This window comes from Methylorubrum extorquens, from assembly GCF_024169925.1.
Classification (GTDB): Bacteria; Pseudomonadota; Alphaproteobacteria; order Rhizobiales; family Beijerinckiaceae; genus Methylobacterium; species Methylobacterium extorquens_A.
In genome coordinates this window covers 4191140-4203802 of record NZ_JALJXF010000001.1, presented here as the reverse complement: position 1 = coordinate 4203802, position 12663 = coordinate 4191140, and the positions used below count along the sequence as shown (strand labels likewise).

Here is a 12663-nt window from a genome sequence, read left to right as displayed (position 1 = left end):
CGTTGCGGTGCAACATGATGGTCTCGGGAGAAACGTCGTTGTCTTCGATGAAAAGAACCGCTCTTCTTGGTCTCGTCGGTGCAGCCTTGCTCGGAGCGGTTCCCGCCGCCACCGTCGCCTTCGCCCAGGATGCCAAGCCCGAACTCGCCAACAAGCTCGATCCGAACGCCAAGGAGCTCGACGAGCCGGTGCTCAAGGCCGCCGCAGCGACGAAGGAAGAGGACGGCAAATACTTCGATAAGGACGGTCACCCGACCTTCCACATCACCAACGACGGCAAGAAGGTCGATTGGTTCACCTATTCCGGCTATCGCCGCTATCACGCCGAGTGCCACGTCTGCCACGGCCCGGACGGCATGGGCTCGACCTACGCGCCCGCCCTCAAGGACTCGCTGAAGCGCCTCACCTACGAGGAGTTCTACGGCATCCTCGCCGGCGGCAAGCAGGAGGTCAGCAACACCGCCAACCAGGTGATGCCCGCCTTCGGCGACAACAAGAACGTGATGTGCTACGCCAACGATCTCTACGTGTACCTGCGCGCCCGCGCCGCCGGTGCCTGGGGTCGTGCCCGTCCGGGCGAGAAGGAAGACAAGCCCGAAAGCGCCAAGACCGTCGAGAAGGAGTGCCTGGGCGGCTGATGACCCGCTCAAGCGCACCCGTTTCGGTCGCGGTCGCCGCGCTCCTGCTCTCGGCAGGGGCGCGGCTCGCTCATGCGCAGCACCTGCCGGATCTGGTCACGCAGGATGTCCTGCGTGTCTGCAGCGATCCCGGCAACATGCCGTTCTCCGAGCGCAAGGGCGGCGGTTTCGAGAACAAGATCGCGCAGATCGTCGCCGACGAGCTCAAGATCAAGCTGCGCTATTACTGGCTGACCCAGGGGCCCGGATTCGTCCGCAATACCCTCGGGACCGGCCTTTGCGACTTGATCATCGGCACGTCGGGCGGCGACATCGTCCAGGCGACCAACCCGTATTACCGCTCGGCCTACGTCCTGGTCGCGCGCAAGGGTGAGTTGCCGGACCTCAAGCGTCTCGACGACCCGCGATTGAAAGACAAGCAGATCGGTATCATTGCCGGCACGCCGCCCTCCAACCGCCTGAGCGAGTTGAAGCTCGTCGGCGAGCGGATCCATGCCTACGCGCCCTACGCTTTCGGGGCCGAGCGCAAGCATCAGACGGTCGCGGCGGAAGTGATTGCGGATCTCTCCGAGAAGAAGATCGACGTGGCGATCCTCTGGGGGCCGTCCGCAGGCTGGTTGGCCAAGCAGAGTGGCGTACCGATGGATGTCGTGCCGCTCCTCCAAGAGCCGGGACGGCCGCCGCTGACCTTCCGTGTCTCGATGGGCGTCCGCCACAACGAGAACGACTGGAAGCGCAGCCTCAACGCGGTCCTGCGCAAGCGCAAGGCCGACATCGAGGCGGTGCTGCGGGAATATGAGGTGCCGCTGCTGGCGGAGGAGGACAACAAGCCTCTCGACGCCGCGGACGAGTGATCCCGGATCGTGATGCGAAGGCCCGAACCCCGGTTCGGGCCTTTTGTCATTCCACCCGTTCGATGCCCGTCGGATCGAGTTTGGACAGAGCCTCCGTGACCGTCTCGCCGCCGATGACGAGGTCGGGGGCGATCTCGGCGAGCGGCACCAGCACGAAGGCACGCTCGCGCACGAAGCGGTGCGGCAGCACGAGGCGCTCGTCGGCGACCTGCGCCCCCTCGTAGGCCAGCACGTCGATGTCGATGGCGCGCGGCCCCCAGCGGCGCTCGCGTACGCGTCCGAGCGCCGCCTCGATCGACAGGCAGACCTCCAGCAGCCCGTGCGGCGTCAACTCGGTGTCGATGGCGGCGGCCGCGTTGAGGAACCATTCCTGATCGGTGTCGCCCCAAGGCGGCGTACGGTAATCGGCGGAACGCGCCACGACCCGGATGCCGGGCGTCGCCGCAAGCTGCTCGACGGCCCGGGCCAGCATCGCGGCCTTGTCGCCGATATTGCTGCCGAGTCCGAGATAGGCGCGGGTCATCTCGTCTCCGGCGTCGCTGGTCTGTCGGAACGGCCCCGCACGATCTCGATGGCCGCGTAGTCGAGCACGGCGGGGATCGGCGCACTCGGCTTGTCGATCCGCACGGCGATCGTCTCGATCCGGGCAAACCGCGCGAGGCAGGTCTCGGCAATCGCCTCGGCGAGGGCCTCGATCAAAGCAAAGCGCCGGTTCGTGGCGATGTCGAGGGCGATCTCGGCGAGATCCGCGTAGCTTACGGTGGCGGTCACGTCGTCGCTGCGGCCGGCGGGCGCGAGGTCGAGCCGGCATTCCAGCGAGATGTAGAAGCGCTGGCCGAGCCGCTCCTCCTCCGGCAGCACGCCGTGACGGGCGAAGACCGCAAGGCGGTGGACGAGGATGCGGTCAGCCATGGATCGTCCCAGACGTCCCCTTCGGACGCATCACCGCGTCGAGCACCCGCAGTGCCTCGACATGCGGCGCCACGTCGTGGACGCGCACGATGTCGGCGCCGAGCGAGCCGGCCAGCACATGCGCGGCGAGTGAGCCGACGAGGCGGTCGCGCGGCGCCGTCTCCCGGTCGTGCAGGCGACCGAGCAGGCTTTTCCGCGAGACACCGACGAGGAGGGGGAAGCCCAGCGCCCGGATTTCGGGCAGGCGGCGGAGCGCCTCGAGGTGCTGTTCCCAGCTCTTGCCGAAGCCGATGCCGGGATCGAGCACGATGTCGCCGTCGGGGATGCCGGCGCGGCGGGCGATGGCCAGCGAGCGCTCGAAGAAGCGCAGCATGTCGGCGATGATGTCGAGCGAGCCGTCGATCGTCTCGCGGTTATGCATGACGATGACCGGCGCGCCGTGCTCGGCCGCGACGCGGGCGATGTCCGGCTCGCGCTGCAGGCCCCAAACGTCGTTGACGAGGGAGGCCCCCGCCTTCAGCGCAGCCTCCGCCGTGGACGCCTTGTAGGTGTCGATCGAGATCGGGGCGGACAGGCCCGGAGCCACAGCCTGGATCACGGGCAGGACACGGGCCTGCTCCTCGGCGGCCGGCACCGGCGTATGGCCGGGGCGGGTCGATTCACCGCCGATATCGAGGATGTCGGCGCCAGCCTCCTTCAATGCCGCCGCCTGCGCGCGGGCCGCCTCGACGCCCTCGAAGCGGCCTCCGTCCGAAAACGAGTCCGGCGTGACGTTGAGGATGCCCATCACCAGCGTGCGCCGGCCGAGGCCGGGCAGCAGGGTGTTCAGGCGCGTCGGCGGAGGGGAAGCGTCGGGCGGCATCGCGGATCGAGGATGAGGGGCTGACTTTGCCGGCCTAGCCCCTCCGGCGGGGTTGCGCCAGATCCAATCCGCTTCAGCCTCATCCCCGGCCCAGCATACTCAGGAGGCGCCGCGATAGCAGCGGATCTCCGCCTCGGCCTGGGCACGGCGCAGCTCGGCCACCTTGTCGTCGAACATCTTGGTCGACTTGAACGCGGCGGTGCGCTGGCCGATGCCCTGGCGCATCGACAGGATGGTCGAGGCCTGAACGTAGCGGTCATAGGGCAGGATCGATGCGAGCGCGTCGAGGGAGCAGGAGCATTTCTCCAGCGCCTCGCGGGTCTGCCCGTTGGCGGCCATGCAGCCGAACACGTAATCGGCCCGCACATCCGTCGGATAGTCGTTGTCGTCGGCACGAGCCGGCGCGGCGAGCATCGCGGCCGCGAGCATCGCGGCGGCGAGCGCCTCAGGAATCCTTCTGGTCATAATCAAGCCTCTCTTCGAGGAGTTCGCCGCCATCCGGCTTCAGCGCGCGGGCCTGGATCGAGACAATCTCTCCCGGCACGTCAGGCGCGACGACGAAGGTGTAGGTGATGGTTTCAAAACCGCGCATCCGCTCCGACTGAGGATCGCCCGCGAACGGCTTCATCTCGACGCGCCAGCCCTCGACGGTCCGGCCTTTGAACGACACCTGCATCGGCGTCACCGTCGCCTTGTCGCGCAGACCCTTTCGGATCGCGTTCTTGATGTAGCGCGGGTTGGCTTCCAGCAGGCTGGCGAGACCCTTCAGGTGGTTCTCGAGGAACAGGCTCAGCACGGGGTTGCCGGGCATGTCCGTGAAGGGGCCGGCCGGGAGGCGGTTGCCGCCGGAGAACATCTGCACGCGGATGTCGCGGCTCTCGGCGCTCTTGCCGGGCTCGACCGTGAGCTTGATCGCGTCGCTGAGCGGCGGCCCGTAGGGTCCACGTTCGATGCCGCTGCGGCGCGCATAATCGTAAGTCAGGGTGCTGCCGGGCGCGGTGTTCTTCATCTGCGGCTGCTCGAACAGCAGGTCGCTGGCGTCCGGTGCGGTGCCCTTGGTTGCCGGATCTCTGTTTGTCGAACCTTCGGCCGCCGTATCGCGAGGCGCCGCCGGGGCAGGGTCGGAGGCTGCCCAGGCGGAGGGGGTGGTCACGAGGGCGGCCGAGAGGGCGACCGCCAGAAAGGATCGTCTCAAAGGGGTGCCTTTTCGCTCAACGGGTTTTGCACATTCGTCCCGATGCTGCGGTATATATAATCGGGTGGTGTCTCGGCAGCCTCTTCCTTGGCAAGATCGCGCATTTTCCCGTGCAGCGGCGAAAGGGAGCAGGCCGGATCGGTGTTGGCGGCATCGCCCGTGAGCGCCAGCGCTTGGCAGCGGCACCCGCCCCAATCCTTCTCGCGCCGGTCGCAAGAGCGGCAGGGCTCCTTCATCCAGCCTGTGCCGCGATAGGCGGCGAAGGCCGGTGATTGCGTCCAGATGTCGCCGAGCGAGTGGTCGCCGACGTACCAGAATTCGAGGCCCGGAATGGTCTCGGCGGCGTGGCAGGGCAGCACCTTGCCCTGCGGCGTCACGTTCATGAGCTTGCGGCCCCAGCCGCCGGCGCATGCCTTGGGGTACTTGGCGTAGTAGTCGGGCACCACGAGGTCGATGACGAGCTGACCCTTCAGGCGCTCGCGCGCGGCCTCGACGATGCGGATCGATTCATCGACTTGGCTCTTATCCGGCATCAGCGCGGCGCGGTTCACGTAGGCCCACCCGTAATACTGGGTATGGGCCACCTCCAGCCGCTTGGCGCCGAGCTTGACCGCGAGGTCGATGAAGCCCGGTACCTCGTGGATGTTGCCGCGGTGGATCACCGAGTTCAGCGTCAGCGGCAGGCCGAGTTCGGTGACGCGGGCGGCAAACTGCATCTTCTGCGGCTGCGCGTTCTTGAGGCCGCCGATCTTTTCCGCGTTGGCAGCGTCCACCCCTTGTACGGAGAGCTGCACGTGGTCGAGGCCGACGTCGTAGAGCGCGTCGAGCTTGGCCAGTGCACCGCCGACGCCGGAGGTGATCAGGTTCGAGTACAGGCCGAGTTCGGCGCATTTGGCCGTGATCTCGACGATGTCGGGGCGGGCGGTCGGTTCGCCGCCCGAAAGGTGGACGTGCAGCACGCCGAGACCCGCCGCCTCCGTCAACACCCGCAGCCACGTCTGCGTATCCAGCTCGGCCGAGCGCCGGTCGAGCTCCAGCGGGTTCGAGCAGTACGGGCAGCGCAGGGGGCAGCGGTGAGTCAGCTCGGCGAGCAGACCCACCGGCGCCGGAATGACGTCCACGGGGGAGGGGGCGGGGGTCGGTGCATTCATCGCTCCAGAACCCTTTTTTGCGCGAGGCCAGCCAGCATCGGGAGGATGTCGGCTTCGATGATGGCCGGATCGGCGTCGTAGGTCTGGCCCAGAATTCGGGCGATCTGCGAAACCGTGTTCTGGCCATCGACGAGCTTGAGGACCGCGACGGCGTTGTCGTCGAGGTCGAAGGTGCGCTCGGGGGCGAGCAGCACGTGCTTGTTGCGGACCTCGTCGAAGCGCAGGCGCACGCCGCGGGGCAGGCGCGGCACGTCGCTGCCCGAGAAGGCCGCGGGCTGAGCCGTCGCCGCGGCGGGGCTTGCCTCGGCGACGAGGCCCTCGCCTGGCTGCCACGCATCGGGCGGCACCAGGCCGGGGGCGACGTAGGCGAAGTAGAGTGCGTCGAGCTGCGTCCAGAGCACGTTGCACTTGAAGGTCAGCGCCTCCATCGCCGCCCGCTGCATCTCCGGCGTGGTGGCGTGCCGCTTGACGTAATCGAGGGCGAAATCGGCGTCGCGCGGGGCCTGGGTCAGGCGCTTGTCGAAATAGGCCAGCGTGTCCTTGGTGATGAAGTCGTAGTTCTTCAGCATCCCGGCGACGCGCTCGGAGATGATCGTCGGCGAGAACATCTCGGTCAGCGAGGAGGCGATCGCTTCGAGCAGGCTGCGCTCGGAGACGAAGTGGACATAGGCATCGACCGAGAAGCGGGTCGCCGAGAGGATGCCTTTGGTCGAGAGCACGTAATCGCGCGTGAAACCCACGCCTTCGGCAAGCTTGAGCCAGCGCTCGATGCCGCCGTCGCCCTCGTGGTCGCCGTCGTGATCGACGATGCGCTGGCGCCAGATCCGGCGAAGCTGCGCGTCCGGCAGGCGGGCGAGAAGCGCCGCGTCCTTCACCGGGATCATCGCCTGATAATAGTAGCGGTTGAGCGCCCAGGCCCGGACCTGATCCTTCGAGAGCTTGCCGTCGTGCAGCAGCCGGTGGAACGGGTGGAGGTTGTGGTAGCGCCGCGCACCGATGTCGCGGAGTGCCGCCTCAAGCTCCTCGTGGCTCAGCAGGCGTTGCTCGGCGTCCGGGACGGGCGGCGGGAATTGGGCGGTCATGGCGTTCGGTTTCCCCCGAGCTTCGAGTGACGTTTCCTGGAGTTGTTTTTAAATGGGGCCCGTTGCCGGTCGGAGCAGGGCCGCTGCCGCACGATTGCATCGTGCAAAACATATTCAGTCCGGCACTAAATTTCCAGGCCGGACCCTTCCTGCGAGGCCTGCCCGATCAGAGATCGAGGGTCAGGCCGTCATGGGCGACCGTCCAGCCGAGCTCTTCGACGCTCGCGCGCTCGGGCGAATCCTCGACCAGGACCGGATTGGTGTTGTTGATGTGAACGAAGACCCGCCGGCCGATCTCGATATCGGCGAGGGTAGCGATCGAGCCGGTCTCGCCGTTCATCTGGATATGGCCCATCCGCCAGCCGGTCTTGGTGCCGACGCCGGCGCGGATCATGTCGTCGTCCTCCAGCACCGTGCCGTCGAACAGGAGCGCGTCGGCGCCCGCGATGCGGGCTTTCAGATCCGCCGTCACCCGAGCGCAGCCCGGGATGTAGGCGAGGCGCTTGCCCCCGGCCTCGATCATCGTGCCGACCGTGGTCTCGGTCTCCGCCCCGATCTCCATCGAGGCGTCTTCCAGCCAGAGCGGCACCTTGCCGGGGACGGAGAACAGCGTCACCGACAGGCCGGGCACCGGCTCGAAGGTCTCGTTGAGGGCGATCGTCTGCCGTTTCACCACCTCGGCGGCCATCACGTCGAAGACGCGGTTGTCGGAGACGGAGGCCAGGATGCCGGGCGTGGCGTAGAGCGTGAAGGGCTGGCCTTCACGCAGGGTCAGCAGGCCCGCCACGTGATCGACATCGCCATTGGTCAGCAACACCGCGTGGATCGGCGAGTGGCGCAGGCCCTCGCGCGGATGCATCTGCGGATTGGCCTGGATCTGCTGGCGGATGTCGGGGGAGGCGTTCAGCAGGAGCCAGCGTTCCCCATCGGGGGAAACCGCAAGGCTCGACTGCGTGCGCGGCCTGACGCGGGAATCGCCCGCCCAGGCCAGGGAACAGATGGAGCAGCGGCAATTCCATTGAGGAACGCCGCCGCCCGCAGCCGAGCCCAGGATCACGACATGCATGGTGAAAACCCGCTGATGCCTGCAACCCCAACCCGGCTCAAATCACCTTAGTTGAAGGTGTCGATCTCGGCCGACTCGTAGCTCGTGACTTCCATGCCGACGCAGATCTCGGAAACGATGGGGGCAGCCCACTTCATGGTGTCTCTCCTCGACTTTATGGAACGCCGGAACCTCTCGATCTCCTGATTAAGAGGATCGTAAGATACTGGCGACGCACTCGTTTTCGCACGCCGGAGGTATATCGCCAATTCCGGCCCCGCCTGCAAGAGCCAGCTTGCCGTTTCTTCCCAGGTTCAGGCCAAGTTTGCGTGAAACACGCGGGTGGACTTTAGGGGAAAAGAGGACGGCCGGAGCAAAATGCCGCGAGGGTCAGTGGCGGAAATCCTGGCCGCGCAGATCGAGCATGAAGCCCTTGCCGCGCACGGTGACGATCACCGGACCGCCCAGCCGCACGAAGTCCGAGAGCTTCGAGCGCAGGTAGCCGACATAGACATCGACCACGTTGAGGGAGAGCCCGCCCTGGCTCGCCCAGAGCCGGTCGAAAATCTCGCCGCGGGAGATCGGCCGGTTCACCTCCTGCATCAGCAGAGCGAGCAGCTCCGCCTCCCGCGGGGTGAGTCGGGCCGAGGCCTCGCCGAAGCTGACCTGACGAATGTTCACGTCGAGGGTCAGGCGGCCGGCGGTAAAAACGGTGCGCGGGGTGTCCGCCTCGCGGCGGCGCAGCAGGTGGACCTGGAGCCGGGCCAGCAACTCATCGAACACGAACGGCTTGACGATGTAGTCGTCGGCGCCGAGCGCCAGCCCCTCGGCCCGGTCGCGGACCTCGTCGCGGGCGCTCAGGAAGAGGATCGCGCCGGGATAGCCGCCCTCGCGCAAAGAACGGCAGACGTCGTGGCCGGAGCCGTCGGGCAGAGTGATGTCGAGCACCACCGCCTCCGGCGCGTCGTCGCGGGCGGCACTCAGCGCATCCTCGACCCGGCCTGCGACGCCGACGGAAAACCCTTCCGCCTCCAGGCCGCGAGCCAGAATGCCGCGGATGTCGATGTCATCCTCAACGATCAATACGCGCGTCGTCATGCGGCGCCGATCCTCTCGTGTCCTGCCCCGTGGAATTCCGGTGCGACGCCATCGTCGAGCGAGGGCAGGTCGATGACCACCCGGGCGCCGCCGTGTTCGGCTCCGCCGAGGCTGATCGCGCCATCATGGCGCTCAACGACCCATCGCGCCAGAGCTAAACCTATGCCGAATCCCGCTTCTCCCGATCGGGCCTCGCGGCGGAAGCGCTCGAACAGCCCGTCCCCGCCCGCGGGGAAGCCGGGGCCGTCGTCGTCGATGGTGACGAGCGCCCGGCTGCCCTGCGGCGTGCCGTGCTCGCTCAGCGAGACGGTGATACGGGTCAGGCCGGTGGCGTGGCGCAGGGCGTTGTCGATCAGGCTCTCGACAACCTGGCGGAGCCATTCCGGATCGGCGGCGATCTCGATGTCGTGGTCGCCCGGTTCCAGCACCAGCTCGACCCGGCGGCGCGCGGCCTCCGAGCCGGCGCTGTCGACGGCATCGGTCAGCACCTCGACAGCGCTCACGGCGCGCCGGTCGAGTTCGATCTGGCCGGACTCGGAGCGGGCCACGCGAAGCAGATCCTCGACCCGCCGCTTGAGGCGCTGCGCCCGCTTGCGAATGGTGGCAAAGACGGGACCGTGATCGATGGTTCGGCCTGCGGCGCGCTCCGCTGTCCGCTGGGCGAGGTCGCATTCGCCCAGGATCACGGTGAGCGGCGTGCGCAGTTCGTGGCTGACATCGGCGAAGAAGCGGCGCCGGGAGCGGTCCACCATCTCCAGCCGCTCGTTGGCCGCGCGCAGGTCGGCGGTGCGGGCCTCCACCGTGTCCTCCAGAGCGGCCCGGTCGGCGGCAAGCCGGCCCTCGCGGCGGGCGAGCCGCGCGGCCATGCGGTTGAAGTTCGCGACCAGAAGCCCGAGTTCGTCGCGGGTCTCGACCGAAAGCCGGGTCTCGAGCGCGCCGCTGCCGACGGCGCCGGCCGCCCGGCGGATCTCCTCGATCCGCGCCAGGGTCGGCCGCGTAACCGAGCGGTAGAGCACCCCAACGAAGGCGAGCGCCAGCACCGTCGCGGCGAGCGCGGCGGCGGTGAGCCGCTGCGAAAGGGTCCGGGCCGCCGCGGAACCGGCAGTCATGCTGCGCCGCTCCGCCTCGATCAGCAGGGAGAGCGGCGGTCCCGTCATCGCGCCGAAGGCGTTGAGCGCGCCTTGCATCGCCGTCTTGCGCCGGTCGGGATCGGTCTCGCGCCGCACCAGGGTGACCTGACGGTCGAGCATCGCGCGGGCCGCGCGCACATTGGCGAGCGGCCGGGTGCGGGCGACGTACTGGATCCGGTCTTCCAGGTTGGCGCTGGTCGCCATGCCGTTGCCGATGGCGTCATCGACATGGTTGAGCGCCTGATCGACCCGGTCGCGGGTCACCGACAGGGCCTCGGGCGGCGCGTCCGGGTTGCCGACGCTGTCGATGGCGGCAAAGCCATACTGCGCCAGCCGCCCCGACAGTTCCGCCAGAAGCTCAAGCCGGTGCTGGGCGGCGAGGGTGCGCTCGATGACGTTCTCGGTCAGCCGGATCGACCACAGCACGCCGGCCGCCGCCAGCAGGGCGATCAACGCCGTGCCGCCGAGCAGGAGGGCGAACCGGACTCTCAGCGAACGCATGGTCTCCCTCTCCGCCGCGGCTGCGGCGGGCGGACCATGTCACTGCCGGGGCGGGGTCTCAAGCCGGCTTGCATTGCCGGCTTTTCCCGGTCCGTTCGCAGATCGGTCCTACAGATCGTTCGGCAGGCTCGCCCTGGGGGCGCAGCGCCAACTCTTCACATGATAGTCCGGATGTTCCTCCTGCCACGCCGCGAGCGTGCTCTGCGAGTTGCGCAGACACAGGAAGGGGTTCGGATTGTCGTAGTTCAGGTTGATCCGCTCGTCGTGGCACTTCGCTGGCTGGGCGATCAGGCAGACGGAGAGGAGCAGGAACATGCGCGCGGCCTCGGTTCGGAGGGGGCGCGGTCGGCTCGACCGGATCGGTGTCCCGCGCCTCGGTTCAAGGCAAGGTGGGAGAATCCGGCAGGCCGGCAAGTCATTTTTCTGCGACTTGCCGGCGGCTTTCGGAAAAATCGTGCGGACCTAAGCCGGCACGAACAGTTCGCCCTTGCCGAGCGTCGCGAGATCGCCCGAGTAGCGCCGCAGCGTGCCGCCGAGAAGGCCGGCCTGCGCCGCGCCGAGACGCTTGAGGCTCTGGGCCAGCAGCCGGACGAAGACCAGATCCGGCGTGCCGGTCTCGACGAAAGTCGGCAGCAGCGCCCCGTGGCTGCCGGCAATCAGGGTTCCGCGGCGCATGCCGTAGCCCGGATGGTCGCCGATCGCGCCGGAGACGATGATGGTGCCGGCGATCATGCGTGAGCCGGCGTAAGCACCGGCCGAGCCGGCCAGGATCATGCCGCGGCGCATGCGGTCGCCGAGATGATCGCCCGCCCGGCCCTCGATGACGAGCGTCGCGCCGTCGAGCCCGGCCTTGGCTGCGTAGACCGCGCCGCCCGCGTGGTCGCCGGCATCGCCTTGAATCGTGATCGTGCCGCCGGTGGCGCCGGTGGCGGCATAGGGGCCGGCCGAGCCTGTCACCGTGAGCGTGCCCGCCGCCATGCCTTCGCCGAGGCGCTGGCCGACATCGCCCTCGACCCGGATCTCGCCTTGCGAGAGCGCCGCACCCACCCGGTCAAGCCGGGACGAACCGCCCTCGATCACGAGGCGGTCGGAGCCGTCGAGGCTGATCTCGAACACGTCGCCGAGGGTCAGGCCGCGGCGGCTCGTGCCGATGGCGAGCTTGCCCGCCTCGGCCTCGGATAGACCGCTCAGGGCGAGGGGGGTGATGTTGAGAAGGTCGACCCGCTCCGGCAGATCACCGCGCAGTCTCAGCGTGCTCATGCGGCGGGTTTCTCCAACAGGTCGCGGAGGTGGTAGTGATGCCGGCCGAGATTGCCGCCATAATTGCCGGCGGTGACGGCCACGAGCCCGTGCTTGGCGCCGATCTCGGTGGCGGCGTGGAGCGCCGCGCGCATCGAGTCGGAGACACCTTGCGAGGTCAGCGCGTCGATGACGATCTCCAGCACCACGCCGCATTCGGGCGGCAGCGCCGAGCCGGCCCGGCCCTTGAGCGTCGGGCAATAGGCGTCGTTGGTCGAAGCCATCATGCCCTTGGTGCGCCCGCCGACCTTCGAGCCGGAGCGGACGATGCCACCGGGGAAGGGCAGGATCGCGCCGGGGATGGCTTTCGCCGCCTCGACGGCGATCTCGGCGACGACCAGCGTGTCGGCGTGCTTGCGGCCGAGGAACAGCAGGTTGCCGCCGCCGACCGCGCCGTCGACCGCGCGCACCGAATCCTCGCACAGGAATTCGCCGTCCATCACGGGGATGCGCCAGTAGCGACGCATCTTGCCCTCATGGTCCGGAAGACGCTTGGCGACCGCGAAGCCGTCACCGAAATAGCGGATCGCGCCGCCAAGCTTGATCTTGGTCGGGCCTTCGACGCCCGCGAAGCACGCGGTGCCGGGGCAGGTGAGGATGCACTGACCGACGCGCTTGAGGAGCTGATCCTTCAGTCCGTTCGGCTCGAAGCCGAACAGCAGGATCCGCACGCCCGGGCGCCCGTCCGGCGTCTCCTCGGGGGAGAGTTCGGCGTCGATGCCGGCCTCGGCGCCGCAGCCGATCACCGAGGTGGCGAAGCCCGTCATCACCGTCGCCGCGATCATCGCCCATTTCGGCGTGTCGTTGGTGACGATGATCGCGGTGCCCGCGACGTCGAAGGCTTCGGCGAAGGTGTCCTCGACCTTGATGCCGTTGAGGGTGAAGTCGCTCATCGA

At 68.1% G+C, this 12663-nt stretch carries 16 protein-coding genes; 2 read left to right on the top strand and 14 right to left on the bottom strand.

Annotation, left to right across the window (positions count from 1 at the left end):
• The first annotated feature begins 86 nt into the window (after window positions 1-86).
• Window positions 87-638: a methanol metabolism c-type cytochrome XoxG gene (gene xoxG / locus J2W78_RS19645; RefSeq protein WP_253374092.1), complete on the top strand. Its 552-nt coding sequence runs from the start codon at window positions 87-89 to the stop codon at window positions 636-638.
• Entirely contained in the window at window positions 638-1492 is an 855-nt protein-coding gene (xoxJ, locus tag J2W78_RS19640) for a rare earth element methanol dehydrogenase accessory protein XoxJ (RefSeq protein ID WP_253373277.1), read from the top strand. Before xoxG ends, xoxJ begins: the two co-directional genes overlap by 1 nt.
• 46 nt (window positions 1493-1538) lie before the next feature.
• Here the strand turns inward: xoxJ and folK are convergent, their stop codons facing one another.
• From folK to fhcD, 14 genes are all read right to left on the bottom strand, one after another.
• A complete protein-coding gene (gene folK, locus J2W78_RS19635) occupies window positions 1539-2015 on the bottom strand; it encodes a 2-amino-4-hydroxy-6-hydroxymethyldihydropteridine diphosphokinase (protein WP_253373275.1) in 477 nt (158 codons plus the stop codon).
• Complete coding sequence (gene folB, locus J2W78_RS19630; RefSeq protein ID WP_253373273.1) at window positions 2012-2404, bottom strand: dihydroneopterin aldolase; 393 nt, start codon at window positions 2402-2404, stop codon at window positions 2012-2014. Before folB ends, folK begins: the two co-directional genes overlap by 4 nt.
• Window positions 2397-3266, bottom strand: a complete 870-nt coding sequence (gene folP, locus J2W78_RS19625; RefSeq protein ID WP_253373271.1) for a dihydropteroate synthase — start codon at window positions 3264-3266, stop codon at window positions 2397-2399. The genes folB and folP overlap by 8 nt, the downstream gene beginning before the upstream one ends.
• Before the next feature lie 99 nt (window positions 3267-3365).
• Entirely contained in the window at window positions 3366-3731 is a 366-nt protein-coding gene (locus tag J2W78_RS19620; protein ID WP_253373269.1) for a hypothetical protein, read from the bottom strand.
• The gene (locus J2W78_RS19615; RefSeq protein ID WP_253373267.1) at window positions 3712-4461 is read right to left on the bottom strand and encodes a hypothetical protein; all 750 of its coding nucleotides are present in this window, start codon (window positions 4459-4461) and stop codon (window positions 3712-3714) included. Before J2W78_RS19615 ends, J2W78_RS19620 begins: the two co-directional genes overlap by 20 nt.
• A complete protein-coding gene (gene pqqE / locus J2W78_RS19610) occupies window positions 4458-5612 on the bottom strand; it encodes a pyrroloquinoline quinone biosynthesis protein PqqE (protein WP_253373265.1) in 1155 nt (384 codons plus the stop codon). The genes J2W78_RS19615 and pqqE overlap by 4 nt, the downstream gene beginning before the upstream one ends.
• Complete coding sequence (pqqC, locus tag J2W78_RS19605) at window positions 5609-6694, bottom strand: pyrroloquinoline-quinone synthase PqqC (RefSeq protein WP_253373263.1); 1086 nt, start codon at window positions 6692-6694, stop codon at window positions 5609-5611. The genes pqqE and pqqC overlap by 4 nt, the downstream gene beginning before the upstream one ends.
• 166 nt (window positions 6695-6860) lie before the next feature.
• Complete coding sequence (gene pqqB / locus J2W78_RS19600; protein ID WP_253373261.1) at window positions 6861-7760, bottom strand: pyrroloquinoline quinone biosynthesis protein PqqB; 900 nt, start codon at window positions 7758-7760, stop codon at window positions 6861-6863.
• Window positions 7761-7807: 47 nt separating this feature from the next.
• Window positions 7808-7897, bottom strand: coding sequence for a pyrroloquinoline quinone precursor peptide PqqA (gene pqqA / locus J2W78_RS19595; protein WP_012317526.1), 90 nt, complete (start codon window positions 7895-7897; stop codon window positions 7808-7810).
• 232 nt (window positions 7898-8129) lie between these two features.
• Window positions 8130-8837 carry a response regulator transcription factor gene (locus J2W78_RS19590; protein ID WP_012453681.1) on the bottom strand — a complete coding sequence of 236 codons (708 nt, stop codon included), beginning with the start codon at window positions 8835-8837 and terminating at the stop codon, window positions 8130-8132.
• Window positions 8834-10468 (bottom strand): sensor histidine kinase, encoded by a 1635-nt coding sequence (locus tag J2W78_RS19585; protein WP_253373258.1) that lies wholly within the window; start codon window positions 10466-10468, stop codon window positions 8834-8836. The genes J2W78_RS19590 and J2W78_RS19585 overlap by 4 nt, the downstream gene beginning before the upstream one ends.
• A 108-nt stretch (window positions 10469-10576) precedes the next feature.
• Window positions 10577-10783 (bottom strand): hypothetical protein, encoded by a 207-nt coding sequence (locus J2W78_RS19580; protein ID WP_056196321.1) that lies wholly within the window; start codon window positions 10781-10783, stop codon window positions 10577-10579.
• Between the two features lie 147 nt (window positions 10784-10930).
• Window positions 10931-11728 carry a formylmethanofuran dehydrogenase subunit C gene (locus J2W78_RS19575; RefSeq protein WP_253373256.1) on the bottom strand — a complete coding sequence of 266 codons (798 nt, stop codon included), beginning with the start codon at window positions 11726-11728 and terminating at the stop codon, window positions 10931-10933.
• A complete protein-coding gene (fhcD, locus tag J2W78_RS19570; protein WP_253373254.1) occupies window positions 11725-12660 on the bottom strand; it encodes a formylmethanofuran--tetrahydromethanopterin N-formyltransferase in 936 nt (311 codons plus the stop codon). The genes J2W78_RS19575 and fhcD overlap by 4 nt, the downstream gene beginning before the upstream one ends.
• Window positions 12661-12663: the final 3 nt, after the last annotated feature.

Bases quoted from the DNA above. Each gene is read 5' to 3' on its own strand.
- xoxJ (WP_253373277.1), top strand. From the start codon at position 638: ATGACCCGCTCAAGCGCACCCGTTTCGGTCGCGGTCGCCGCGCTCCTG.
- folK (WP_253373275.1), bottom strand. From the start codon at position 2,015: ATGACCCGCGCCTATCTCGGACTCGGCAGCAATATCGGCGACAAGGCC.
- folB (WP_253373273.1), bottom strand. From the start codon at position 2,404: ATGGCTGACCGCATCCTCGTCCACCGCCTTGCGGTCTTCGCCCGTCAC.
- folP (WP_253373271.1), bottom strand. From the start codon at position 3,266: ATGCCGCCCGACGCTTCCCCTCCGCCGACGCGCCTGAACACCCTGCTG.
- J2W78_RS19620 (WP_253373269.1), bottom strand. From the start codon at position 3,731: ATGACCAGAAGGATTCCTGAGGCGCTCGCCGCCGCGATGCTCGCGGCC.
- pqqE (WP_253373265.1), bottom strand. From the start codon at position 5,612: ATGAATGCACCGACCCCCGCCCCCTCCCCCGTGGACGTCATTCCGGCG.
- pqqC (WP_253373263.1), bottom strand. From the start codon at position 6,694: ATGACCGCCCAATTCCCGCCGCCCGTCCCGGACGCCGAGCAACGCCTG.
- pqqB (WP_253373261.1), bottom strand. From the start codon at position 7,760: ATGCATGTCGTGATCCTGGGCTCGGCTGCGGGCGGCGGCGTTCCTCAA.
- pqqA (WP_012317526.1), bottom strand. From the start codon at position 7,897: ATGAAGTGGGCTGCCCCCATCGTTTCCGAGATCTGCGTCGGCATGGAA.
- J2W78_RS19590 (WP_012453681.1), bottom strand. From the start codon at position 8,837: ATGACGACGCGCGTATTGATCGTTGAGGATGACATCGACATCCGCGGC.
- J2W78_RS19585 (WP_253373258.1), bottom strand. From the start codon at position 10,468: ATGCGTTCGCTGAGAGTCCGGTTCGCCCTCCTGCTCGGCGGCACGGCG.
- J2W78_RS19580 (WP_056196321.1), bottom strand. From the start codon at position 10,783: ATGTTCCTGCTCCTCTCCGTCTGCCTGATCGCCCAGCCAGCGAAGTGC.
- J2W78_RS19575 (WP_253373256.1), bottom strand. From the start codon at position 11,728: ATGAGCACGCTGAGACTGCGCGGTGATCTGCCGGAGCGGGTCGACCTT.
- fhcD (WP_253373254.1), bottom strand. From the start codon at position 12,660: ATGAGCGACTTCACCCTCAACGGCATCAAGGTCGAGGACACCTTCGCC.